The sequence below is a fragment of the Paraburkholderia sp. genome, assembly GCF_028283785.1.
Lineage (GTDB): Bacteria > Pseudomonadota > Gammaproteobacteria > Burkholderiales > Burkholderiaceae > Paraburkholderia.
In genome coordinates this window covers 117,117-140,510 of the sequence record NZ_JAPWKB010000020.1, presented here as the reverse complement: position 1 = coordinate 140,510, position 23,394 = coordinate 117,117, and the positions used below count along the sequence as shown (strand labels likewise).

At 64.2% G+C, this 23,394-nt stretch carries 20 protein-coding genes; 3 read left to right on the top strand and 17 right to left on the bottom strand.

What is annotated here, in order from left to right; genetic code table 11:
• Nucleotides 1-90: 90 nt before the first annotated feature.
• The 3 genes from PW947_RS29795 to PW947_RS29785 all read right to left on the bottom strand — a co-directional run bounded on the left by PW947_RS29795 (nucleotide 91) and on the right by PW947_RS29785 (nucleotide 2,668).
• A complete protein-coding gene (locus PW947_RS29795) occupies nucleotides 91-555 on the bottom strand; it encodes a hypothetical protein (protein WP_299636281.1) in 465 nt (154 codons plus the stop codon).
• A gap of 74 nt (nucleotides 556-629) precedes the next feature.
• Entirely contained in the window at nucleotides 630-1,193 is a 564-nt protein-coding gene (locus PW947_RS29790; RefSeq protein WP_299636278.1) for a peroxiredoxin, read from the bottom strand.
• 122 nt (nucleotides 1,194-1,315) lie between these two features.
• On the bottom strand, nucleotides 1,316-2,668 hold the full coding sequence (locus tag PW947_RS29785) for an EAL domain-containing protein (RefSeq protein WP_299636276.1): 1,353 nt from the start codon (nucleotides 2,666-2,668) through the stop codon (nucleotides 1,316-1,318).
• A gap of 338 nt (nucleotides 2,669-3,006) precedes the next feature.
• Between PW947_RS29785 and PW947_RS29780 the strand changes: the two genes are divergently transcribed.
• Together PW947_RS29780 and PW947_RS29775 are read left to right on the top strand one after the other, a co-directional pair.
• Complete coding sequence (locus PW947_RS29780; protein ID WP_299636274.1) at nucleotides 3,007-4,863, top strand: EAL domain-containing protein; 1,857 nt, start codon at nucleotides 3,007-3,009, stop codon at nucleotides 4,861-4,863.
• An 88-nt stretch (nucleotides 4,864-4,951) separates the two neighbouring features.
• A complete protein-coding gene (locus PW947_RS29775) occupies nucleotides 4,952-6,406 on the top strand; it encodes an HDOD domain-containing protein (protein WP_299636272.1) in 1,455 nt (484 codons plus the stop codon).
• Between the two features lie 220 nt (nucleotides 6,407-6,626).
• On the opposite strand, the gene PW947_RS29770 is transcribed toward PW947_RS29775, so the two are convergent.
• Complete coding sequence (locus tag PW947_RS29770; RefSeq protein ID WP_299636509.1) at nucleotides 6,627-7,916, bottom strand: EAL domain-containing protein; 1,290 nt, start codon at nucleotides 7,914-7,916, stop codon at nucleotides 6,627-6,629.
• A gap of 387 nt (nucleotides 7,917-8,303) precedes the next feature.
• On the opposite strand from PW947_RS29770, the gene PW947_RS29765 reads away from it, so the two are divergent.
• Complete coding sequence (locus tag PW947_RS29765) at nucleotides 8,304-9,041, top strand: acetoacetate decarboxylase (protein ID WP_299636271.1); 738 nt, start codon at nucleotides 8,304-8,306, stop codon at nucleotides 9,039-9,041.
• A gap of 76 nt (nucleotides 9,042-9,117) precedes the next feature.
• Here PW947_RS29765 and PW947_RS29760 read toward each other — a convergent pair whose 3' ends face one another.
• The 13 genes from PW947_RS29760 to PW947_RS29700 all read right to left on the bottom strand — a co-directional run bounded on the left by PW947_RS29760 (nucleotide 9,118) and on the right by PW947_RS29700 (nucleotide 23,068).
• Nucleotides 9,118-9,912, bottom strand: coding sequence for an ABC transporter substrate-binding protein (locus tag PW947_RS29760; RefSeq protein ID WP_299636269.1), 795 nt, complete (start codon nucleotides 9,910-9,912; stop codon nucleotides 9,118-9,120).
• Nucleotides 9,913-10,181: 269 nt separating this feature from the next.
• Nucleotides 10,182-11,222: a succinylglutamate desuccinylase gene (gene astE / locus PW947_RS29755; RefSeq protein ID WP_299636268.1), complete on the bottom strand. Its 1,041-nt coding sequence runs from the start codon at nucleotides 11,220-11,222 to the stop codon at nucleotides 10,182-10,184.
• A 7-nt stretch (nucleotides 11,223-11,229) separates the two neighbouring features.
• Nucleotides 11,230-12,570, bottom strand: a complete 1,341-nt coding sequence (astB, locus tag PW947_RS29750; RefSeq protein ID WP_299636266.1) for an N-succinylarginine dihydrolase — start codon at nucleotides 12,568-12,570, stop codon at nucleotides 11,230-11,232.
• Nucleotides 12,571-12,579: 9 nt separating this feature from the next.
• Nucleotides 12,580-14,043, bottom strand: coding sequence for a succinylglutamate-semialdehyde dehydrogenase (astD, locus tag PW947_RS29745; protein ID WP_299636264.1), 1,464 nt, complete (start codon nucleotides 14,041-14,043; stop codon nucleotides 12,580-12,582).
• A gap of 2 nt (nucleotides 14,044-14,045) precedes the next feature.
• Nucleotides 14,046-15,077: an arginine N-succinyltransferase gene (gene astA, locus PW947_RS29740; RefSeq protein ID WP_299636263.1), complete on the bottom strand. Its 1,032-nt coding sequence runs from the start codon at nucleotides 15,075-15,077 to the stop codon at nucleotides 14,046-14,048.
• Nucleotides 15,074-16,135, bottom strand: coding sequence for an arginine/ornithine succinyltransferase subunit alpha (gene aruF / locus PW947_RS29735; RefSeq protein WP_299636507.1), 1,062 nt, complete (start codon nucleotides 16,133-16,135; stop codon nucleotides 15,074-15,076). The genes astA and aruF overlap by 4 nt, the downstream gene beginning before the upstream one ends.
• A 55-nt stretch (nucleotides 16,136-16,190) precedes the next feature.
• Nucleotides 16,191-17,450: an aspartate aminotransferase family protein gene (locus PW947_RS29730; protein WP_299636262.1), complete on the bottom strand. Its 1,260-nt coding sequence runs from the start codon at nucleotides 17,448-17,450 to the stop codon at nucleotides 16,191-16,193.
• 132 nt (nucleotides 17,451-17,582) lie between these two features.
• Entirely contained in the window at nucleotides 17,583-18,623 is a 1,041-nt protein-coding gene (locus PW947_RS29725) for a GlxA family transcriptional regulator (protein ID WP_299636260.1), read from the bottom strand.
• Nucleotides 18,624-18,693: 70 nt separating this feature from the next.
• The gene (locus tag PW947_RS29720; RefSeq protein ID WP_299636259.1) at nucleotides 18,694-19,485 is read right to left on the bottom strand and encodes an ATP-binding cassette domain-containing protein; all 792 of its coding nucleotides are present in this window, start codon (nucleotides 19,483-19,485) and stop codon (nucleotides 18,694-18,696) included.
• A gap of 48 nt (nucleotides 19,486-19,533) precedes the next feature.
• Nucleotides 19,534-20,247 carry an ABC transporter permease gene (locus tag PW947_RS29715; protein WP_299636258.1) on the bottom strand — a complete coding sequence of 238 codons (714 nt, stop codon included), beginning with the start codon at nucleotides 20,245-20,247 and terminating at the stop codon, nucleotides 19,534-19,536.
• A gap of 13 nt (nucleotides 20,248-20,260) precedes the next feature.
• The gene (gene hisQ / locus PW947_RS29710; protein ID WP_299636257.1) at nucleotides 20,261-20,950 is read right to left on the bottom strand and encodes a histidine ABC transporter permease HisQ; all 690 of its coding nucleotides are present in this window, start codon (nucleotides 20,948-20,950) and stop codon (nucleotides 20,261-20,263) included.
• Between the two features lie 341 nt (nucleotides 20,951-21,291).
• Nucleotides 21,292-22,254, bottom strand: a complete 963-nt coding sequence (locus tag PW947_RS29705; protein ID WP_299636256.1) for a patatin-like phospholipase family protein — start codon at nucleotides 22,252-22,254, stop codon at nucleotides 21,292-21,294.
• Nucleotides 22,255-22,495: 241 nt separating this feature from the next.
• Nucleotides 22,496-23,068 carry a hypothetical protein gene (locus tag PW947_RS29700; protein WP_299636254.1) on the bottom strand — a complete coding sequence of 191 codons (573 nt, stop codon included), beginning with the start codon at nucleotides 23,066-23,068 and terminating at the stop codon, nucleotides 22,496-22,498.
• Nucleotides 23,069-23,394 lie beyond the last annotated feature (326 nt).

The following is a 23,394-nucleotide window of genomic DNA, read 5'->3' as shown; positions in this document are numbered from 1 at the left end:
GCGAAAAGAAAAAAGGCTTCGAGATTCTCGAAGCCTTTTTCACTTGAATACGTCACGCCTGCGCCATCGCCGCGCCGACGGTGCCGGCGCTCACAGCTTCTGTCGGATCGCCAGCGACAGAATCCGCTCCCACTGTTTCGCCACCCGCGACGAACCGACCGGCAGCACCCACATATCCTGCTTCGCGTTACGCACGGACACCACCACGCACCACGCGTTGCCGCGCGCTTCCGCGCGCGCGGATACGAGGTCGGCGAAGATGAAGTCGCCGCGTTGTGCGGCGACGTCGATCCGGCACAGGCGCTTACCGGCGGCGAGGCGGACGAAACCCCACGTGCCCTTGAGTTCGTGAGTCCAGTCGCCGTCGTGGATATTGGCCGCGACATCGCGCATCCGCTTGATCCACCACCCGATGGCAAACAGCAGCAGCGCCGCCGCGACCACCGCCGCGCCGATCGCAACCGACAACCCGAACGCGGACGACAACGCATGAAACGACCAGAACGCACCGTAAATCAGCGCGCCCAGCACGGCCAGAGCAACAATAATCGGCATCCGTGAATCAACCCCCAAAAGCGAACCCGGCTGCGGCGCGCGATATCGCGATGGCGTGCAGCAGCGTGACAGGATTACTGCGCCTTATGCGTCGCGCTCCATTCCTTCAGCGCCTTCAGCGTGTTCTCGACATGCTTCTCGGGCGACAGGCTGGTGTATTCGTAGATGATCTTGCCGTCGGGCGCGATCACATACGACACGCGATTGGCCATCGAGTTGTGCATCGGCATGCCCGCGTCGTACTGATTGATGACCTTCGAATCGGGGTCGGCCGCGACCGGGAATTTGCTCCGGCATTCACTGACGGAGAACTTGGTGAGGGTATCGATGTTGTCGTGCGACATGCCGATGACGGTGGCGCCGTACTGCTTGTATTCATCGACCGCTTCGGCGAACTCGTGCGCCTCGATCGTGCAACCCTTGGTGAATGCCGCCGGATAGAAGTAGAGCACGACCGGACCTTTCTTCAGCTCGTCGGCGAGCGAATACGTGTAGGTCTTGCCGCCCAGCGAAGCGGGCGCGGTGAATTCCGGCGCGGCGTCGCCGGGCTTGAGCGTGGCGGATGCGCTGACGCAAAACAGTGCACTGCCGATCGACACGACGGCGGCGAGCGCCACGGGTATGAGCTTTCGTTTCATTGGAGCCTCTTCGAACGTTGAGCACGCCAGCCGTGCACGGCGACCGTGGGGATGAACCCCACAGCCCCGTATTGAACCACGTCCCTGCTCAACGCGTAGCGAAGCCCTTCATCCGGACGCCGTCAGGCGATCTGCGCTTCCTGGCCGACATGCGCGCCGAACCACGCGGCCGCCGCCAGGTTCAGCTCGGCCAGCACCGACGGTGTCAGCTTACGAAACTCTTCCGGCACGCCCGGCCCTGCCGCGATCGCGGCGGCATCGCCGCCTTCGCCCGCGGCTTCGGCGATCCGCAGCAGCAAACCCAGCTCGCCCGAACGTTCGACGATGCCGTCGCGAATCCGGGTCGCGAGACCCAGCTTGTCGAGCGTCTTCGACGGCGTCGAGCCGAGAACCACGTGGACCAGAGAAAAAATGCCGGTCATGAACGCCGAATCGGCAAAAGCTTCGTTGGCCGGCCGCAGCCACTTCGCCGCAAGCTCCATGAAACGCGATCGCGTGCCGGCGAGTTGGACGAGCGGGTCCGAATGCCACGGCAAGTCGCTACCGTCCGCATACAGCAGCAGCTGCGCCCAGCGTGCGATCTGCCGCGTGCCGGTGGCGAGAATCGCCTCGCGCAACGACGAGATATCGCGGCCCAGCCCGAACGCGCTGGAGTTCACCAGCCTCAGCAACTGCACGACCACGTTCGGATTGCGCTTCAGTTCGGCTTCGAGCGCGACGATGTCGGCATCGGCGGCGAGCAGCGCCAGCAGACGCAGCAACGACGGCCGCGACGACCGGCTTTTCGGCGCGACCAGCACCTGCGGCCGCGCGAAGAAATACCCCTGGAACAGATCGAAGCCGAGGTCGCTGGCCAGCGCGAAATCTTCACGCGTCTCGACCTTCTCCGCGATCAGGATCTTGCGATGCTCGCGCACCACGGCAGCGAGCTTCGGCAACGCCGCGCGCTCGGTCATCAGGAAGTCGATCTTGACCACATCGGTATGCGGCAGCACGGACAGCAGCCCGTCGGACAGTTCGGTCACATCGTCCAGCGCGACCTGAAAGCCCGCGCGCCGCAACTCGCGCAAGCGCTTGACCAGATGCGAATCGAACTCGACCGTCTCGAGAATCTCGAGCACGAAGCGCTCCGGCGGCATCAGATGGATGATGTCGTCGAACAGCAGCTCGCGGCCGATATTCACGTAGCCGCGATACGCGCCCAGCACGGCCGGCACGCCGATGCCGCCGATCGTGCGGGCCACCACCTGGGCGGTGGCCTTGGCGTCGTCGCTGACTTCGGCATAGTTGTGCGCGCCGGAGCGGAACAGCAACTCGTACGCACTCAACGCACCATCGCGGCCCAGGATCGGCTGGCGACCGAGATACACGAACTCCGCCTGCGCTGTTGCGTCGGCCGGTTGGGCATCGTCGTCTTCCTGCGCATGCAGATCGACGGGCCCGGGCTTGCCCCTGACAGGAAACGGTTCAGACATGGATCTTCTGTGGTGCATGGAAACGGAATGGCCACGCGGCAAACACATTAATGAATTCGTCGCGCACATCGGATAACGCTCTTTACTTCTCTCTTTATCGGTCGACAAGCCGCGCCACTTTAACCGAATCCACTCAAAGGAGCCGATGGGCCGCCGGAAAGTCCATTACAAGATGTTTTTCGCCGAACTATTCAATAACTATTAAAGATTTCGGTATCGGGGTCGTTATCGTGTTCTGATGGGCGGCTTCAGCGTTCCCGATCATCCCGTGTCGCGGGATCGCCGGAACCCCGCCGCTCCCCGCTGAAGAACAGAATACGAGCTGCCAGCCAAACTACATGGAAGCGAACAGGATCACCGCGTCCCGTCAGGGCGCCTTGCGCACGGTCATCGACCGGTTTCTCGCCTTTGGCCGTCGCGGCCATCGGGAGGACGGCGTCGAGCGCGCCGACCGTGCGGAAGTGACGAGCCGCGTCAGCCAGCCGCTTTCGTCGCTCGAGCAGACCGTCGGCGCCGTCGATCTGCTCGCGCATATCGATCGCGACCTGCGCTTTCTCTACGTGTCCGATGCGAGCCTGCGCTTCATCGGCTATCACCGGGAATACCTGCAAAGCATCACGCTGCACGATATCGTCGCGCCGGCGGACGTCGGCCGTCTGGATGCGCTGCTCGCGCGCGCGTCGGCCACCGGCTCGGTCGAAAAAGCCACGCTCGACCTGATCAAGTCGCTGACCTATCCCGTCAGCGTCGAGCTGCGCGTGGTCCGCAACAGCCATGACGGCGTCGAAGGTTTCGCGATTGCCGGTTTCGACGTCAGCGCCTGGCGCGCCACCGAAGAGCGTCTGCTGCACGCGCTGCATCACGACCGCCTGACCGGTCTGCCGAACCAGGCGGCGCTCACGCCCGCGCTCCAGGAAGCGCAGCGGCGCGCGGACCGCGAAGGCACGCCCGCCGCGCTGCTGCTGGTCGATCTCGACGACTATCAGCGCGTCAACCGCGCGCTCGGTTACGACGCCGGCGACGAAATGCTGCGCGACACCGCGCGCCGTCTGTCGAACATGATCATGCCGGGCGATACGATCGCGCGCGTCGCCAGCGACGAGTTCGCGATCCTCGTGCCGACCTCGGCAAACCGCACCGACGCCGCGGCTACCGCCGAAGCGCTCGCGCGCCGTCTGCTGACCGCCGTGCAGCAACCGTATTCGTTCAACAACCAGCCGGTGCATCTGGCGGCGAGCATCGGCATTGCGCTGTATCCGGACGTTCGTCATCCGGGCGACACCGAAATCGCGGTGCGCGACAACCATCTGCTGCGCTGGGCCGACCGCGCGCTGTCGCAAGCCAAGGCGGCCGGCGGCAACACGCTCGCGTTCTACGTGCCGGACGACGATCCCGCCGACGCCGAACGTCTGAAGCTCGAATCCGACCTGTACGACGGCGTGCGCAACGGCGAGTTCTCGCTGCACTTCCAGCCGATCACCAGCAGCCAGTCGCACGGCGTGGTCGGCGTCGAGGCGCTGATCCGCTGGCAGCATCCGGTGCACGGTCTGGTGCCGCCGTCGATGTTCATTCCGCTCGCGGAGTCGGTCGGGCTGATCAACTACCTCGGCAACTGGGTGATGAAGATCGCCTGCATGCAACTGATCCGCTGGGACGCGCAAGGCATCACGCTGCAATACGTGGCCGTCAACGTGTCGCCGCAGCAGTTCCGCGATCCGCGCTTCAAGGACAGCGTGCGCGAGGCGCTCGAACTGACCGGCATCGATCCGCGCCGGCTGGTGTTCGAAATCACCGAAAGCCTGCTGATGCACGATCCGGCCCACGCAAAGGTGCTGCTCGAAGAGCTGACCGCGATCGGCATCCGCTTCGCCGTCGACGACTTCGGCACCGGTTATTCGAGCCTTGCCTACCTTCAACGTTTCCCGTTGGCGAAGCTCAAGATCGACCGGAGTTTTATCGAGAATCTGCTAACCTCCCGTAACGACCAGGCGATCGTCACCGCTGTCGTCGGTCTGGCGCAGACACTGGATCTCGAACTGGTCGCCGAAGGTGTGGAAACGGAAGAGCAGCGCACCTTGCTCACCAAGATGGGATGTGATCATATTCAGGGTTGGCTCGTCTGCAAGGCGCTGCCGTCCGAGGAACTGGCGCAGCGCTTCCAGGCGCGCACGCTCCATCTGCACAGCGCGACCTGATGCAACGCGAGCGTTTGCGCAGCGGACGAAGCCGGCTTGATACCGGCCAGGCACTCACTGGAACATGTATGGCTTTCGCGGGAATCACATGGTAAAGGCGGCAGTGCTCGACAGGCTCTGGACTCGAATGAGCGAGCGCGGCGATTTCCCCATGCTGTCGCAATCGCTTCGCACGACGATGGCCGCCATGAAAAACGACGATCTCGACTTCACGTCGCTCGTCCAGGTCGTGCTGTCCGATTTCGCCTTGACGCAAAAGGTGCTTCGCCTCGCCAACTCGGCGATGTACATGGCGTTCGGCGGCAACATCACCACCGTCAGCCGGGCGCTGATGGTGCTGGGCATGGACGCGGTCGGCCATCTGGTGGTCGGGCTCAAGATCGTCGATCACTTTCATCACAGCGTACCGCGTCGCATCGACGCAAAACTCGAACTCAACCGCACGCTGCTCTCGGGCTACGTCGCGCGCAAGCTGACCGAGCGCGGCGATCTGCGCGCGGGCGAAGAAGCGGTCGTCTGCACGCTGATGCGGCAGATCGGCAAGCTGCTGGTGGTGTTCTATCTGGATTCCGAATGGGACCAGATTCGCCGTCTCGCCGAAGCCGAAGCGAACGAAACCGAAGCGTGCATCACCGTGCTCGGCGTGACCTTCGAAGAGATCGGCCAGGAAGCCGCCACCCGCTGGCGTCTGCCGGACATCATCCGCGAAGGGATGCAGGAGTTTCACGAGGAAGACGACGAGCCGCGCCAGGTGCAATGGCTGCGCGCGATCACCAACTACTCGACCGAAGTCGCGAACATCCTGACCGCCGCGCAAGTGCCCGATGCACAGCGCGAAACGCAGATCGCCGAGCTTGCGCAGCGCTACAGCAAGGCCTTGTCCACCGATCCCGAAGTACTGATCGACATGAGCGTCGCACTGGCCCGCGAGGAAGCCGGCGACGGCGTGATGAAAGACATCGTCGAGCTGCGCGCGAATGCCGATGCGATCGCGCGCGAGGCCTTCGATCCCGAAGCACGGATCGGCGCGGGCGTCGAAGATCTGAAAGCGCTGCCCACCACCAGCGGGCTCGCGCCCGCGCTGGCGATGGCATCGGAAACGGTGCTCAAGGGGCTCGGCTTTGCGCGCACGGTGGTGTTCGTGCGGCACAGCACGGGCGTCTTCAAGGCCCGCATCGCGTTCGGCCCGAAGATGGATGAAGCGTTGCCGTCGCTGGCGTTCAACGCCGCGTTCGAGCCCGACGTGTTCCACCTCGCCATCGCCAATTCGGTGGGCATCTTTATCGAAAATGCGCGCGACCCAAAAATGGTCGCGCGGTTGCCGGAGTGGTTCCGGCGCACGTTCGACGACGCACGTTCGTTTGTCTTGTTGCCCGTGGTGGGTGAAGGCCGCTCGCCGGTCGCATTGGTCTATGGCGACTGGTCGCTGGCACACGAACCACGACGGATCTCACAAAAAGAAATGGCCGCACTCAACGAGTTGGCCCGGGAGCTAGCGCGTTTTTTCTCCCAGGCGCCGACGCGGGAAATGGAAATGTTGTGAGCGGACCGTCAGAGCACTGACAGTCCCTCGCCTCGGCGCGAAAACAGAGTGGTACCGGACGATCAGGGACGCGATAGACGTCCCCGTCCAATGCGGTCGCAACCGCAAAAACGTGTTTGAAAAACCACAGAATCGGCTTCCGAAAGGTGCCGAAAGGAAAACGAAACGGGCCGCCGCAGCAGCCCGTTTATCGTTAGATGCTCACTGCTTCAGGCTGCGATCAATCTTCGATCCGCTCCAGCCCCGCCGCTTCGGCACCCTGCTCCGCAACCCCCGCCCACGCCGCCGCGCCCAGCGCCAATTCCGCGACATCGCCGGTCGTCAGCGGTGCAAGCTCCGCACAGATTCCGTCGATTTCATCCCACGCGCCGCGCTCGATCGCATCGATGGCCGCGAGCAGACGCCCGAGACGCCCTTCGCGATGAAGAATCGCCGCCTGGATCGGCTTCGACAACGTCAGCACGTTCAGCGTGCTTTCGAGCGAGCCGCCGAACACGGCATCCACGAACGAGAACACGCCCGTCAGGAACGCGGCATCGGCTTCGTCGCGGCCCGCTTGCGGCAGACGCTCGATCGCGAGTTCCATGAACCGCGCGCGCGTGGCCGCCAGTTGCAGCAGCGGATCGTCTTCGAGCGCGACCTTGCGGCCGTCCGCGTACAGCAGCAGTTGGGTCCAGCGCGCGATCCGGTCGGTGCCGGTGGCGTTGATCGCATCGCGCAACGTCGAGACCTTCCGGCCCAAACCCATGCCGCCGGAATTGGCCAGCCGCATCAGATGCATCACCAGCACCGGATTGAGCTTCAACTCGTTTTCGAGCTGCGCGACGGTCGGGTCGCCCGCCAGCAATTGCAGCAGGTTCAGCAACGCGTGACGCGGCGCGCTAACACGACGTGTGCTCGAATTCTGCGCACGCGCGAAGAAATAGCCCTGAAACCGGTCGAAACCGAGTTTCAGCATCTCTTCGAATTGCGTTTGTGAATCGACGCCCAGCGCGATCAGGATTTTCCCCGCCGACTTCAGCACGCTGGCGAGCTTCGGCAGCAGCGCCGGCGCGATCCGCGCGATATCGATCTTGACGATGGCCGCGTACGGCAGCAACCGCGCGAAGTGGTCGTCGGGTGCCACCACTTCGTCGAGCACGAAGCGAAAGCGCCGGCCGTGCAGCACGACCAGCCGGGCGATGACTTCATCGTCGGCGACCAGCGCGGCCGGCAGTTCGAACAGCACGTGCTCGGGCGACAGGCGCTCGAATGCCGGCTCGAACAGCATCTCGCGGGTCACGTCCAGATGCGCGGGATGACCGGTCAGCGCGGCATGCAAGGCCGGTTTGACGAGCGCGACGGCAACCGCCTGCGCGTCTGCCATACGCGCGACGACCGCGGGATCCGGCGTGTCGGCGCCGCTGCTGCCGGTGTCGTCGTCGAGCGCGAACGTCCGCGTCGGCGCCGCTTCCACGGCGATGATTTCCACGACGTCGCAGCGTGCCTTCAACTCGAAGCCGCACAGCATGCCGTCGCGATTCAGGATCGGCTGACGGGCAAACCATGCGTCGCGGCGCTCGATACCGCCGGCTTGCGCCCGTACGTCCGGTTGATGTGTTTCATCGACTGTATTGCTGGTCATCCATTCCCCCGCTAAGCGCCCTCGCGCTGCCTGCTGTTTTTTGATTATCGTCACGCCGTGCGTCGCCGCAGGCGACCGCCGATTCTAACGCACGCGAATTCAATCGCGGCAACGCGTTCGGCACAATTCGCGCAAAGTTCAAACGGCTGTGTCAGGATAAGCGGCGTCGCGCTGCATGTCAGGCGCGCGTGCACCTGTCCGCCCCGCCGTTCCGCGTTCCGTCGTTCCGCCATTCCGTCGTCAAGCACCACATCTACGCCTTCGAGGAAAACCATGGACGTCAAAAGCGTGCTGTCCGATGCCTTCGCGATGCCGATCACGAGCCCCGCCTTTCCGATGGGTCCGTACCGGTTCGTCGATCGCGAGTTCCTGATCATCACCTACCGCACCGATCCCGCCCGGCTGCGCGCGGTCGTGCCCGAGCCGCTGCAGATCGGCGAGCCGCTGGTCCACTACGAATTTATCCGGATGCCGGATTCGACCGGTTTCGGCGACTACACCGAAAGCGGCCAGGTGATTCCCGTCAGCTATAACGGCGTGGCCGGCAGCTATACGCTCGCGATGTATCTCGACGATCATCCGCCGATCGCCGGCGGGCGCGAATTGTGGGGCTTTCCGAAGAAGCTCGCGAAGCCGGTGCTCGAAGTGCATACCGACACGCTGGTCGGCACGCTCGATTACGGTCCGGTGCGAATCGCGACCGGCACGATGGGCTACAAGCATCGCCAGCTCGATCTCGCGCAGCAGAAGCAGCGGCTCGCCGCGCCGAACTTTCTGCTGAAGGTGATTCCGCATGTGGACGGAACGCCGCGTGTCTGCGAACTGGTGCGTTACTACCTGCAGGACATCGAGCTCAAAGGCGCGTGGACCGGTCCTGCGTCGCTGCAACTCGCGCCGCACGCGCTCGCGCCGATCGCGGAACTGCCGGTGCTCGAAATCGTCGAGACGCGCCACCTGGTCGCCGATCTGACGCTGGGACTCGGCGAGGTGATGTTCGATTATCTGAAGTAGCGTCGCGCGCGCGGAAATGAAAAACGGCCACCGGGTGGCCGTTTTTCATGGTCGTCAGCGACGCGAGGTCATGCGCTTACTTCAGCACGACCTTGACGTCGAAATACTTCGCGGCTAGATGGTCGATCGTGCCGTCCGCCTTGAGCGCTTTCAGTGCGCCGTTCAGCGCGTCTTTCAACGCCTTGTCGTTCTTGCGCACGCCATAGCCGACGCCCGCGCCGAGCAGCTTCTCGTCGGTGACGGCCGGACCCGCGAAGTCGAAGCCCGCGCCTTGCGGACGCTTCAGAAAGCCCTTCGATGCCGCTTCGGCGTCCTGGAACGATGCATCCAGACGACCCGACACCAGATCGGCGTAGACCTGATCCTGCGTCTGATACGGCACGACGTCGACACCCGCCGGCGCCCAGCGCGCCTTCGCATAGGTTTCCTGGATCGTGCCTTGCAACACGCCGATATGCTTGCCCTTCAGCGAGGTCGCGTTCGGCAGCAGGCCGCTGCCCTTCTTCGCGATCATCTGGTTCGGGATCGTGTAGATCGGATCGGTGAAATCGACGGCCTGACGGCGTTGGTCCGTGATCGTCATGTCCGAATTGATCGCATTGAACTTGCGGGCCTGCAGCGCCGGAATCAGGCCGTCGAAAGAATTCTCGACCCACACGCATTTCGCATTCAGCTTCGCGCACACGGCATTGCCGACATCGATATCGAAACCTTGCAGCTCGCCGGTTGCCGACTTCGATTCGAACGGCGCATACGACGCTTCGACGCCAAAACGGATTTCCTTGATTTCCGCAGCCGACGCGTGGGTCGCTGCGAAGCTCGTCGCCGCGAACGTCGCGAGCGCGGCGAGGGTTCGCCAATTCATTTTCATCAGGGTGCTTCCTCAAACGGGGATGACAAAAACAGCGCCGAAATTAGCGGCCGATCATCTCGACGCCAAAATTGCGCTTCAATTCCGGGCGGCCGTCTTGATGCAGTGCAACAGCCGCGAGGCGGCGATTGTACAGCGTGTGCGCGCGCGGCCCGTCGGGCGACGAAGGGAAAAGTTCGACGTGAAGGCAGCGAAGTGCCTGAAGTTTGCGCAACGTGAATTCGCAACTTCGTGTCGCTGGCGCGAAAGAAACGGTCGCGTTCGACGCGTCAAGCGAGCGCGGCAAGCGTCTCGCGCGTCGTATCGACGACCAGCAAGCCGGCACGCAAACCGGGCTTCACAGTGGGGTTCGGAAACACGATGCGCTCCTCGTCGTGACTCACCGTGTAACGATAATCGCCATCCACCGCGAGCACGGTGTCTTTCGGATACGGCGTGAAGTTCGACACGTCGGCGGCGATCCGCAAATCGAATGCATCGCTTTGCTTCGTGATCTGACCGATGACGGTGAACACCTGCGGCATCGACGCCGACGCATCGCCCGGCGTGCCCGCGAGCAGATCGCGCAACGCGTGATCGGCGCCGGCGAAACGCGTCAGGTCGTTGTGACCGAAGGCCATCACCTTGCCGAGTTCCAGCGTGCACGCGAGCGCGCCGCACGCGTGCGCGGTGAAGTGCGAATACGTGTTGCCTTTCGCGGTGTGCAACAGCACCGCCGAGATCCGCGCGTCGCGCAAAAACTCGAACATCGCCCGCGACAACGGATGCAGCGTATGCGGCAACAACGCGAACTGCTCGAACACCGACGCGCGGATCGCCGTATGCATGTCGATGTGCCAGCGTGCGCCCGGCGTGTCGGGCGTGTCCGCAAAAAATTGCGTTGTCGCCCGTTCGAGCGCGATCGCACGTGGCGCTTCGTGGCTGTCCGGCACGTCGGCGTGACGGCCGCTGAACAGACGGTTCAGATCGTCGTCGAGATACCGGCGCGCGGCGCGCATCGCCGTGACGTTGCCGAGAATGACCAGCACGCGGCATCCGAGCGCGGCATCGCCACGCGCGATATCGCGCACCAGCGACGACAGCAATTCGATCGGCGCGGTTTCGTCGCCGTGAATCCCCGCCGACACCAGCACACTGCGCGACGCACCGCTATCCGCGTGGTCGCGCGGTTCGAGTTGCAGCACGCCGTCGTCGAGCCAGCGAAACCGCACGCCGCTCGCGCCGACACCGTGTGCGTCGTCCGGCGACGGGCGTTTGCCCGCCAGCGTGTACGTCAGGAAATCGTCCAGCATCACGCTGCTTGTACTCATTGCCGCCTCAGCGCTGGAAGTCATACAGCGAGCCGAGCTTGAGAATCTGCGTCAACTCATCCAGCGCCGTGCGCGATTCGACCAGCAATTCCGGATCGGTCAGATCGCTGGGCGCGAGCCGATCGCGATAATGCTTTTCGATCCACGCGTCGAGTTTGCCGAACAGCGTTTCGTTGATCCACACGTCCGGCGACACGGCCGCGCGCTCGGCTTCGTTCAGCACCACCCGCAGACGCAGGCACGCCGGGCCGCCGCCGTTCTTCATGCTTTCACGCAGATCGAACACCAGCACGTCGTCGATCGGACCGCTGTGCGCGGCGAGATCGTCCAGATACGCCGCGACCCGCGCGTTCTCGCGGCACTCTTGCGGCACGACCAGAATCTGCTTGCCGTCGGGGCGCGTCAGCAACTGGCTGTTGAACAGATACGACGACACCGCATCCGCAACGGCAACCTGTGCATCCGGCACTTCGATCACGTCGAACGGCGACTTCAGTGCTTCGAGCTTGCCGCGCAACGCGTCGTACACCGCGCTCTGGTCGACGAACGCGCGCTCGTGACAGAACAGCGTGTGGCGATTGCCGACCGCGATCACGTCGTTATGAAACACGCCCGCATCGATCACGTCCGGCGTTTGCTGCGCATAGACGGTGGCCGAATCGTCGAGCCCGTGACGATGCGCGACCGCGCGGCTCGCCTCGAAAGTCTGACGCGCGGGGAAACGCTTCGGCTCGGGACCGCGACGATACTCGCTGCGCCCGTACACGAAGAATTCGACGCCACGCTGGCCGTATTCCGCCGCGAAGCGCGTGTGATTCGCCGCGCCTTCGTCGCCGAGCGCGGGCGTGCCCGGCAGCGCTTCATGCACCGCGAAACGCGACTCGTCGGCGAAGATGGTGGACAAGGTGCGGCGCGTCGATTGATGTTCGATCGCGCGATGCAGCTTGCTGCACAGATTCGCGGGCGTGAAATGCACGCGGCCATCCTGCGTGTCGGCGGACGGGCTGACGGTCGCCGCATTCGCGGTCCACATCGCCGATGCCGAACTCGCCGCGGCCAGCAACTCGGGCGCTTCCTTCGCGACCTTCGAGATCACGCTCGCGTCGTCGCCGGAAAAACCGAGTTCACGCAGCAAACGGATGGACGGCCGCTCTTGCGGCGGCAACACGCCCTGATGAAAACCGAGGTCGGCCAGGCGCATCATCTTGCGCAGCCCCTGCTTCGCGGCAGCCTTCGGATTGGCGACGGATTTCTCGTTGTTCTGCGACGCGACATTGCCGAACGACAGCCCCGCGTAGTTATGCGTCGGGCCGACGAGACCGTCGAAATTCGCTTCAGTGGCTTGCATCGGCGATCCTCAGAAATGAAGGCCGGGCGACACGCTCGCCGGCATGGACAGTTGCGCGCTTTCGACGGACGCCATCGGGTATGCGCAGTAATCCGCCGCGTAATACGCGCTCGGACGGTTGTTGCCGGAGCGGCCCGTGCCGCCGAACGGCGCACCGGAAGACGCGCCGTTGGTCGGCCGGTTCCAGTTAACGATGCCTGCGCGGATCGTGCGCTGGAACAGCGTCCACTGCGCTTCGTCGTCGGCGAGCAAACCGGCTGACAGACCGAATTCGGTGTCGTTCGCGCGCTCGATCGCTTCGGCGAACGTCTTGTAGCGGACGATCTGCGCGAGCGGGCCGAAGTGTTCCTCGTCGGGCAGGTCGCGCACGTTCGTGACGTCGAGAATGGCGGGCGTGACGAAGCCGAGTTGCGCGTCGCGTTGGGTCATCGTCAGCAATGCGCGGGCGCCGCCGTCGAGCAGTCGCTGTTGCGCCGCGACCAGACGCGCCGCGGCGCGCGCCGAAATCACCGCGCCCATGAACGGCTGCGGATCGGCGTCGTATTCGCCGACGGCGATCCGCGACGTGACGTCCGTGAAGCGTTCGACGAAGCGGTCGCCGGATGCGTCTTCCGGCACGAAGATGCGCCGCGCGCACGTGCAGCGCTGCCCCGCCGACAGAAACGCCGACTGGATCGTGTGATGTACGGCGGCGTCCACGTCTTCGACCTGCGCGATCACGAGCGGATTGTTGCCGCCCATTTCGAGCGCGAGCACGATCTCCGGGCGTCCGCCGAACTGCTTGTGCAACAGCGTGCCGGTGTCGGAACTGCCGGTGAAAAACAGCCCGTCGATCTGACGATGATTCGCCAGCGCGACGCCGGTCTCTTTCTCGCCTTGCACGAGGTTCAGCACGCCTTCGGGAAGACCCGCGTCGCGCCATACCTCGACGGTCGCGCGCGCGACGCCGGGCGCGAGTTCCGACGGCTTGAACACCACCGCATTCCCGGCGATCAGCGCGGGAACGATATGCCCGTTCGGCAGATGCCCAGGGAAGTTATACGGGCCGAACACAGCCACCACGCCATGCGGACGATGCCGCAACACGGCCGTGCCGTCGGCCATCGCCGCGCGCCTCTCGCCGGTGCGTTCGTTGTACGCCTGAATCGAGATCTCGACCTTCGCAGCCATCGACGCGACTTCCGTGCGCGCTTCCCACAACGGCTTGCCGGTCTCGCGACCGATCGCCTGCGCCAGCGCTTCCTTGCGCTCGGTGATCAGCGCCGCGAAACGCCGCACGATCGCGCAGCGTTCGTCGAGACTCCACGCGGACCACGTGACGAATGCGCGACGCGCCACCATCACCGCGCGCTCGACATCCGCCGCCGATGCGCTGTTGCCTTCCCACACGACAGCGTTCGTGCCGGGGTTGCGCGATGCGAACGCGGGGCCGTTACCAGCCGTCCATTCGCCGTCGATGAAAAGCTCGCTCATGTTCATCCTTGTTTGTTTTTCAGCGGCAGCACGCGCACCGGATCGCCTGCCTTCACGTCCAGCGCGGCGGCTTCTTCGGGATTCAGACGGAACACTCCATCGACCGGCACGCCCACCGCGACGCCGACGCGGAAATCGCCCAGCGACGTGTTCGACACCATCGAGCGCAGACCGTCCTGGTACGCATCGACCGTGGCGATTTCAACCGGCACCAGCACGCTTTCGCGCACGGTGCGAAGGTCGTTGATATGGCATTCGAGCACCGGACCCGCATCGAAAATATCGACGTGATTCTCGTAGCGCAGCCCTTCCGCTTCGAGCATCCGGCGCGCGGGAATCGTGTCGTTATGCGTGAGGCCGACGCAGTTCTGCGCTTCTTCCGGCAAAAGCTCGACATACACCGGATAGCGCGGCATCAGTTCCGCGAGAAACGATTTGCGGCCGTGCGAACTGAGGTAATCCGCCGCGTTGAAATCGATCTGGTAAAAATGCGAGCCGACCGCGCGCCAGAACGGCGACGTGCCGTTCCCGTCGAAATGGCCGCGCAGTTCCGCGCAGATCCGCTGCGGAAAGCGCTCGCGAAATTGCGCGAGAAACATGAAGCGCGAGCGCGACAGCAAGCCGCCGACGCCGCTCGTCCGGTAACGCGGGCTCAGAAACAGCGAGCACACTTCCGAATAGCCGGTCAGATCGTGCGAAATGTTCAGCGCGCGCATCTTCGTCCAGATACCCAGATCCTGGCTCGCATGCACGACCGTGCTGACGCGATAGTTGTAAAACGGCTGTTCCAGCCCGACCGCGGTTTCGATGCCGCACACACCGGCGACGTCGCCGGTTGCGGTGTCTTCCATCACGAAGAAATAACCGGCTTCATGGGCCGCGGCCTGGTTGTCCATCGTGCGACGCGAACGCGCGACGCGCGCCGTGAGCGCATCGCGGTCCGGCTTGAACGTGGTGAGACCGGGACCGGTCTCGTGAGCGAGCGCGACCAGCGCGTCCACATCGCCCGTCTGCACGACGCGAACGACGATCATTGTGCGTCTCCCGACAAATCCTGATCTACCGAAGCCCGCCGATGCAGCGGGACACAGCGCACCGCATCGCCGTCGCGAACGTCGAGCGCGCGACCGGCGTCCGCGCCCAGACGCGCGCCGATACCCTTGCCCGCCTGCAGGTCGGCGAGCACGCAGCGGAATTCGCCGGGCCGGTTGCAGGCGACCAGATACGGCTCGCCCGGCGCCACCGACGTCACTTCGTGCACGGTGCGGGTTTCATTGAAAGCGACGCACGCGCTGCGATCCACGCGCGCGGTCAGTACCGGACCGGCATCGAAAATATCGACGAAACGGTCCGCCTCGAAGCCTTCTTCGAGGTGAATGTCATAGGCGAGCAGCGCGTTTTCATCCGGCTCGCCGAGCACGCGTTGCGCGGCTTCCGGCAACAACGGCACATAGATCGGATACGCCGGCATCACTTCCGCGATAAAGGTGCGGCTACGGCCGCCCGATTCGATTTCGATGTCCGCGAAATTGCGGCCGAAAAACTTGCGCCCCACCGCTTCCCAGAACGGCGACACGCCGTCGTCGCCGGTCACGCCGAGCAGCAGCGAGAACACCTCGGGCGTGAAGCGCTTGCGATTGGCGGCGACGTACATCATCCGCGCGCGCGACAGCAGATGCGCGGCGGGCGAGTCGCGCAGCGCCGGGTCGATATAGAAACCGGCGAGACGGCTTTTGCCGGTCAGTTCATGCGACATCGTCAACGCGTGAATCTTGCGGTTCACGTGCAGTTCGCGCGACGCATGGATCAGCGCGTCGTTGCGAAATGCGTAGAACGGCTCCGAATACCCGGCCGCGGCGACGATGCTGGCGGTGCCGAGCAGCTTGCCGGTGTCGAGATCTTCGAGCACGAACAGATAGAACTCTTCGCCCGGAAAATCCACGTCCGCACGAAACGAATCCTCGGACAGCGCGACCCGCGCTTCGAGCGCACGACGGTCGTGCGGCAGCGAATGCAGCACGGGTTGCGCGGTGCGCGCCATGTGCTGGAGCGCATCGAGATCGGCGAGGCGGCCGGGGCGTACGAAGAGCATCATCGTTCCAGGAAGAAATAAGCGCGTGCCGGAGCACGCATTGACGATGCGCGCATCAACGCGCGGCTGCGGTGGCGTCGGCCTGCGCGGCTTCGGCCGCGACGGCCGCGATCACTTCTTCGATCGCCTTTTCGAGGCTGGCGAAACCCGCGTCGATATCCGCTTGCGGAATGATCAGCGACGGCGCGAAACGCAGCACGTCCGGGCCGGCCATCAGCATCACGAGACCGTGACGGCCTGCCGCGGCGACGAAATCTTTCGCGCGACCCTTGTACGTATCGACCAGTTCCGCGCCGATCAGCAGCCCCTTGCCGCGCACGTCGCTGAACAGCGTGAAGCGTTCGTTCAGCCGGGCCAGATGCGCCTTGAACGATGCACTGCGCGCCTTCACGCCTTCGAGCACCGCCGGGTCCGAAATCAGTTCGACGACCTTGTCGGCGATTGCCGTACCGAGCGGATTGCCGCCGTACGTCGTGCCGTGCGTGCCGACCTTCAGGTAAGCGGCGAGTTCGCTGGTGGTGAGCATCGCGCCGATCGGGAAGCCGTTGCCGAGCGATTTCGCGGTGGTCAGGATGTCCGGCGTCACGCCGGTGTCTTCATACGCATAGAAATGGCCGGTGCGGCCCACGCCGGTTTGCACTTCGTCGAAAATCAGCAGCGCGCCGTGCGCGTCGCACGCGTCGCGCAGTGCTTTCAGGAACGCAGGGTCGGCCGGAATCACGCCGCCTTCGCCTTGCACCGGCTCGACGATCACCGCGCAGGTTTTAGCCGTAATGGCTTTGACGGCCGCGTCGATGTCGTTGTACGGCAGATGCACGATGCCGGCCGGCACCGGGCCGAAACCTTCCGAATACTTCGGCTGTCCGCCGACGCTGACCGTGAAGAAGGTGCGGCCGTGGAACGACTGCAAGAACGACACGATTTCGTATTTGTCCGCGCCATGACGGTCGAACGCGACGCGGCGCGCGAGCTTCAGCGCGGCTTCGTTCGCTTCGGCGCCCGAGTTCGCGAAGAACGCGCGGTCGGCGAACGTGAGCGCTTCGAGGCGCTTCGCGAGGCGCAATACCGGCTCGTTGGTGAAACCGTTGCTGATATGCCAGAGGTTGCCGCCCTGCTCGTGCAGCACCTTCAGCAGTTCCGGATGCGAATGGCCGAGCGCGGTGACGGCGATACCGCCCGCGAAATCGACATATTCGCGGCCTTCCGTGTCCCACAGACGCGAACCGAGGCCGCGCGTCGGGATGAATGCGGCAGGCGCATACGTCGGCACCAGCGCTTCGTCGAAAGTCTCGCGGGTCACAGTCAGGTCGTTCATGGCAAATCCTCGTTACGGGTAATGACGGTAGTGTAGGAAACTGCGCGCGAAACGTCTTGCGCATACGCGACGCGTTCTATCGGGCAAAAGCGTCAATGTTAAGGCACGCGCGCGACAAAAGCGTCGCGGCGCTCATGCGTCGCGGTCTGGCGGTTCGATCAGCGCGCCCGCGCGCGGCTCGACCAGCATGCCGCCGTGCTGCTTTTCCAGCCAGTTGCGGCGTTCTTCGCGCGGCGTCACGTTGAAACGCTCGCGATACGCGTTCGAAAAGTGCGCCGCCGACGAAAATCCGCATGCAAGGCTGATCTGCACGACCGATTTGCCGGTGCGCTGCAATTGCGTGCGCGCTTTCGACAGACGCAGGCCGAGGTAATACTTCGACGGCATCGCGTCGAGATACTGGCGAAACAGCCGCTCCAGCTGACGCCGCGAGATCCCGACCAGTCCGGCGATTTCATCGGTGGTCAGCGGGTCTTCGATATTCGCTTCCATCAGTTGCAGCGCGTCGTTCAGACGCGGATGCCGCTCGCCGGGCGCGGTCACGTACGGAATCCGCTGACGTTCGTCGCCGTTGCGCAACACGCCGACGCCGAGCGTGTCGGCGATCCGTTCGGCGAGTTCGGGGCCGTGATCGCGGCCGATCATCGCCAGCATGAAATCGACGCTCGCCTGACCGCCCGCGCAGGTGGCGCGATCGCGGTCGATCTCGAAGATCTGCTGGGTGACGATCGAGCGTTCGAACTGCTCGGAGAACTGCTGATAGGTTTCCCAGTTGACGCTCACGCGATAACCGGAAAGCTGCCCCGCCATCGCCAGCCACCAGACGCCGTGATGGATGCCGGTGACGAGCGGCGTGCGCTGGCCGACCCGCGACAGGCTGGCGAGAAACAGGCGGTAGTCGGCGAATTGCTGGTAGCGCTCGCTGATCACGATCAGCCAGTCGCACGCGATCGCGTCGCCGAATGCGGCGTCGGCGGGTAGTTGCGCGCCGCCCGACAGCGGCACCGCGCGACCGTCCCACGAACACACCTGCCAGCGGTACAGCGCGCGGCCGTCGATCTCGTTGGCGAGCGTCAGCGCATCGACGATCGGCCCGATGCCCGACAGCGAGACCGGCGGCAATGCGACGATGGCCACTTGCGTGGTGCGAGCCGGAGGAACGGGACGGGACATCTTCAGACGACTGAGCCAGGGAGAAACCGCGATTGTGCCGGAATGTGCGGCGCACGCTGCGCCGCGGACGTTATTTGAGGCTGCCCGACAGGAACTGCCTGAGCCGTTCGCTGCGCGGTGTCGTCAGCACGTCGGCGGGCCGGCCTTCTTCTTCGGTACGACCTTGATGCAGGAACATCACATGATTCGACACGTTGCGCGCAAAGCCCATTTCATGCGTGACGACGATCATCGTGCGCCCTTCTTCGGCGAGCTTCTGCATCACCTTCAGCACTTCGCCGACCAGTTCCGGATCGAGCGCGGAGGTGGGTTCGTCGAACAGCATCACGTCGGGATCCATCGCCAGCGCGCGCGCAATCGCGACGCGCTGCTGCTGGCCGCCCGACAGATGCGACGGATACTGCTTCTCCACGCGCGGTGCGAGACCGACCTTCTCCAGATACGCGCGGGCCCGTTCCTCCGCTTCCCGGCGCGGCACGCCGAGCACGTGAATCGGCGCTTCGACGATGTTTTCGAGCACATTCATATGCGCCCACAAATTGAAGTGCTGGAACACCATCGACAGCCTGGTGCGGATGCGCTGCAACTGCTTGTGATCAGCGACTTCGAGGTTGCCGCTGCGGTCGGTTTTGGTGCGCACCGCTTCGCCATCGACGATGATCTGTCCGGCGTTCGGCCGTTCGAGAAAGTTGATGCAGCGCAGAAACGTGCTCTTGCCCGAGCCGCTCGCGCCGATGATGCTGATCACATCGCCCTTGTTCGCATTCATCGACACGCCCTTGAGCACTTCGTTGTCGCCGAAGCGCTTGTGGATATCCAGGACAGCGAGCTTGCAGGCGTCGGTTTGCGTGGTGTGGAGCAAGATGCTCTCCCTTGATGGATGCAATGACAGGATGCTTCGGGACGGCGATCAGTGCGGCCGCACCGCGAGATACGCGAGCCAGCGGCGCTCCGCGCGACGGAACAGCGCAACCAGCGCGAACGATACCGCAAGATAGAGCAGCGCCGCGAGGCCGAACGCGTTGAACGACTGATACGTGGCCGAGTTCGCGTCGCGCGCGACCTTCAGGATATCGGGCACGGTGGCCGTGAACGCAACGGTGGTCGCATGCAGCATCAGGATCACTTCGTTACTGTACAACGGCAGCGCGCGGCGCAATGCGGACGGCAGAACGATGCGCCGGTACATCGTGAACGGCGACATGCCATACGCGCGCGCCGCTTCCACTTCGCCATGCGAGGTCGAGCGGATCGCGCCCGCGAAAATCTCGGTCGTGTACGCGCAGGTGTTCAACGCGAACGCGAGCACCGCGCAGTGAAATCCGCTGCGGAAAAACGCGTCGAGCCACACATGCGAGCGGATGAATTCGAGGCTGTACAGGCCGGTGTAGATCAGCAGCAACTGCACGTACAACGGCGTGCCGCGAAACACATAGGTGTAGAGCCGCACCGGCGTGGACAGCCAGCGGCGCTTCGAGACGCGCGCGACCGCCAGCGGCACCGCACCCACGAAGCCGATCGCAATCGACGCGACCAGCAGCCATAACGTGACCGCGAGTCCCGAGAGTCCCTGGCCGTCCCAGTAGAGAAATGCGCGGCCGAACTGTTGAACGATGTCGAGCATGATTCGCCTTGTTTTACAGGTCTGCGTGACGCACGCCGGTCGAATAGCGGCGTTCGAGCCAGATCAGCACGAGGTTCGAGACGGTGGTGATCGCGAGATAGATCAGCGCGGCGATCAGGATGAAGAAGAACATGTTGAAGGTGCTTTTGCCCGCGTCCTGCGCCGCCTTGACGACATCCGCGAGGCCGATGATCGACACCAGCGCAGTGGCTTTTACGAGCACTTGCCAGTTGTTGCCGATGCCCGGCAACGCGAATCGCATCATCTGCGGAAACATGATCCGCGCGAACACGCGCGCGCCGCTCATGCCGTAGGCGCTGCCCGCTTCCAGCTGACCGCGCGGCACCGCGAGAAACGCGCCGCGAAAGGTCTCGGTGAAATACGCGCCGTAGATGAAACCGAGCGTCAGCACGCCGGCCACGAATGGATCGATATCGAACTGCGGCAGATCGAGCGCGTCGGTCAGATTGTTGACGCCGATCTGGATGCTGTAGAACAGCAGCAACATCAGCACGAGGTCCGGCACCGAACGGATCAGCGTGGTGTACGCGGTGCCGAGCGCGCTGAATGCGCGGTTGCGCGACAGTTTCGCGGCCGCGCCGACCAGCCCGAGCACCACGGATGTCGCCAGCGATAACACCGACAGTTCGATGGTCTGCATCGTGCCGGCCAGCAAGACCGGGCCAAAGCCGTAGAGGAACACGGGCGTCTCCAGGGATGATCCGCGATAGGTATGAACGACCGGGGCGGCCGGCGCACACAGGCCGGCTTCAGATGACGCGCATCGTCGCCAGCGAAAATAAATTGCTCAAACCGGTCCGGCGCGCGTGCTGCGATGCAGCATGCGCGGGCGGAATCGCCGGAAAGGCCGGAAAGCACGCGAGGTGCGGTGTCTCAGCGAGATCGGAGGAATGTGGCAGGCGTCGCGGCGCAGCGCGCGCCGCACCGAATTAGCAAACTTTGGGTCGCTTTTTCGATAGGCGCAACGGCCGAAGATTCGCGATGTCGCGCGTCATTGCGCGACGTCGCGGCCAAGCCCGGTTACTAGAAACCGTCGAGCCCGAGTCGTGCGCGGATCGCCGGCATCATGTGTTCGACGGCCGCGCGTCCTTCTTCGATTGCGGGTCGCGCGCGATGGAAATCGAAAATTCCCATACCGCCGAGACGCGGCTGGATCAGGATGTCGGCGGGTTCGCCGGCGAGGCGGCTGCGCGTGATCCGCACCTGCATGATGTCGATGCTTTGCGCGACCGCGCTGAGCATCGACGGCAAGCGCGCGCTCGGCGGCGGCGGCACGCGGACGTCGCGCGTGAAGCGGCTGTCGGCCGACGGCGCGAGCCAGCGCGGCCACGGCTGGCCGTTCTTGCGCAGCGAGCCGGGCGGTGGCGCATCGGGATCGACCGCGAGCGTATCGACCACCGCGCCGCCGAAATCGCGACCGTTCAGGATGTCGTTGTTCAGATCGACGGCGATCACGAAGTCCGCGCGCATCCCGCGCGCCACCGACACCGGCACCGGATTCGCGAGCCCGCCATCGACCAGCCACACGCCGTTGTGCCAGACCGGCGTGAAGATGCCGGGAATCGCAATCGACGCGCGCACCGCGTCCACCACGCTGCCGTCTTGCAGCCAGCTTTCACGACCGGAATCGAGTTCGGTCGCGACCGCCGCGAACGGCATCTGCAACTGGCTGATCTCGCGACCGGCGAACTTGTCCGCGAAAATCTGGATAACCTTGCGTCCACCGAGCAGGCCGCCGGAAATGCGCAGATCGAGCAACCGCACGACGGTTTGCCAGGTCAGGCTCGACACCCAGCCTTCGAGCCAGTCGAGGTCGCCGTTCGCGTAGACCGCGCCCACCAGCGCGCCGATCGACGTGCCGCAGACGACGTCGGGCTTGATGCCCGCTTCGTGCAGCGCGCGGATCACGCCGATATGCGCCCAGCCGCGCGCGGCGCCACCGCCGAGCACGAGACCGATGCGCGTATGTGGCCGTCGACGAGCCATGTTTTCTCCCTTCGTTCCAAGCTTTCGAATCGTTTTCGATCGAAGCGTTGCGATGTGTTGTGTTGCGTTGCGTCCCGCTGCGGCGCGTGGCGCGTGGTGCGGAGCCGCGGCGCGATATGGCGCGAATGTTCCGGATTGTCTGCGCAAACCCGAACTCGCGCAGCGAAGTGCGCGAGCGGAAGGCGCGTCAGCCATGCACGACGGCGATGTGTGCGACAGCGATGTGTGCGACGTGGGGCACTCAGTGCCCGCGAATCACGTCCGAGCGCGAGGTCGTATAAACCACATGCGTGGCATCGAAATGGACGTTGAAGAAGGCTTCGTCGGTCACGCCGCCTTCGTGCCACTTCCAGCTCCAGACCGTTTCCGGCTTCAGCGGATACACGGCGACCTCGCCGGGTCTTCCGAGCAGACGGCGCACTTCGTCCTCGCTCATGCCGGGACGGATCCGCGCGAAGTTTTCGGCGGTGAGCGCTTGCGTCACGGCGGCCAGCGTGCCGTCGGCGGCGATATCGACCATATAGGTCGCCAGTCCCTGCGGACCGCGCGGATATTCGAGGCGCCTGGAGCCATCGGTGAAGCTGCGTTCGGTTTCGGGCTTGCCCATCTGATCGCGGATCTGGGCTTCGGTGGTGACGCCGGGCGTGAGGCCTTTGAGCAGCAGCACGTCCGGTTTCACCGCGTTGAAGAATTCCTTGAGCTTTTGCACGGCTTGATCGGCCTGTTGATCGTCGCAGCCGGACAGCGCGAGCGTCGCGCCCAGACAGGCGCATAGCGCAGCGACGGTGACGAGCGGTTGAAGGCGGGAAAGCATCGGATGAGGGCTACCTGTTCGGGCGATACATGACAGGATAACCGGGAAGCGGAGACGCCACGACGGTGTGGCGACGGTGAAGCGCGGGATCGAAGCGATCGACCGATCGACCGATCGACGACATGCAGCGGTCTCTGAGGGAAGGAGTGGTCGGGGGTTGCATTGACCCCCGACCTGCGCTACCCCCGGAGTCCGACCGCTGCTCACGGTCGTCTGGTCCCTCGACTTTAAGTGTCGTCCAGGTGTGCGTAATTTAATCGGATTTTTTTCGATTCGCGAGACGGTGTTTACGTGAAATGTTCAGAAGATTGATTGACGGGGCCTTC

Excerpts from the sequence above, each read along its gene's own strand:
- PW947_RS29725 (WP_299636260.1), bottom strand. The coding sequence starts at position 18,623 with ATGTCCCGTCCCGTTCCTCCGGCTCGCACCACGCAAGTGGCCATCGTC.
- PW947_RS29775 (WP_299636272.1), top strand. The coding sequence starts at position 4,952 with ATGGTAAAGGCGGCAGTGCTCGACAGGCTCTGGACTCGAATGAGCGAG.
- PW947_RS29790 (WP_299636278.1), bottom strand. The coding sequence starts at position 1,193 with ATGAAACGAAAGCTCATACCCGTGGCGCTCGCCGCCGTCGTGTCGATC.
- PW947_RS29770 (WP_299636509.1), bottom strand. The coding sequence starts at position 7,916 with ATGCTGTGCGGCTTCGAGTTGAAGGCACGCTGCGACGTCGTGGAAATC.
- PW947_RS29795 (WP_299636281.1), bottom strand. The coding sequence starts at position 555 with ATGCCGATTATTGTTGCTCTGGCCGTGCTGGGCGCGCTGATTTACGGT.
- PW947_RS29715 (WP_299636258.1), bottom strand. The coding sequence starts at position 20,247 with ATGCTCGACATCGTTCAACAGTTCGGCCGCGCATTTCTCTACTGGGAC.
- astA (WP_299636263.1), bottom strand. The coding sequence starts at position 15,077 with ATGATCGTCGTTCGCGTCGTGCAGACGGGCGATGTGGACGCGCTGGTC.
- PW947_RS29760 (WP_299636269.1), bottom strand. The coding sequence starts at position 9,912 with ATGAAAATGAATTGGCGAACCCTCGCCGCGCTCGCGACGTTCGCGGCG.
- PW947_RS29785 (WP_299636276.1), bottom strand. The coding sequence starts at position 2,668 with ATGTCTGAACCGTTTCCTGTCAGGGGCAAGCCCGGGCCCGTCGATCTG.
- PW947_RS29730 (WP_299636262.1), bottom strand. The coding sequence starts at position 17,450 with ATGAACGACCTGACTGTGACCCGCGAGACTTTCGACGAAGCGCTGGTG.
- PW947_RS29780 (WP_299636274.1), top strand. The coding sequence starts at position 3,007 with ATGGAAGCGAACAGGATCACCGCGTCCCGTCAGGGCGCCTTGCGCACG.
- aruF (WP_299636507.1), bottom strand. The coding sequence starts at position 16,135 with ATGCTCTTCGTACGCCCCGGCCGCCTCGCCGATCTCGATGCGCTCCAG.
- PW947_RS29705 (WP_299636256.1), bottom strand. The coding sequence starts at position 22,254 with ATGGCTCGTCGACGGCCACATACGCGCATCGGTCTCGTGCTCGGCGGT.
- astB (WP_299636266.1), bottom strand. The coding sequence starts at position 12,570 with ATGCAAGCCACTGAAGCGAATTTCGACGGTCTCGTCGGCCCGACGCAT.
- astE (WP_299636268.1), bottom strand. The coding sequence starts at position 11,222 with ATGAGTACAAGCAGCGTGATGCTGGACGATTTCCTGACGTACACGCTG.
- astD (WP_299636264.1), bottom strand. The coding sequence starts at position 14,043 with ATGAGCGAGCTTTTCATCGACGGCGAATGGACGGCTGGTAACGGCCCC.
- PW947_RS29700 (WP_299636254.1), bottom strand. The coding sequence starts at position 23,068 with ATGCTTTCCCGCCTTCAACCGCTCGTCACCGTCGCTGCGCTATGCGCC.
- PW947_RS29765 (WP_299636271.1), top strand. The coding sequence starts at position 8,304 with ATGGACGTCAAAAGCGTGCTGTCCGATGCCTTCGCGATGCCGATCACG.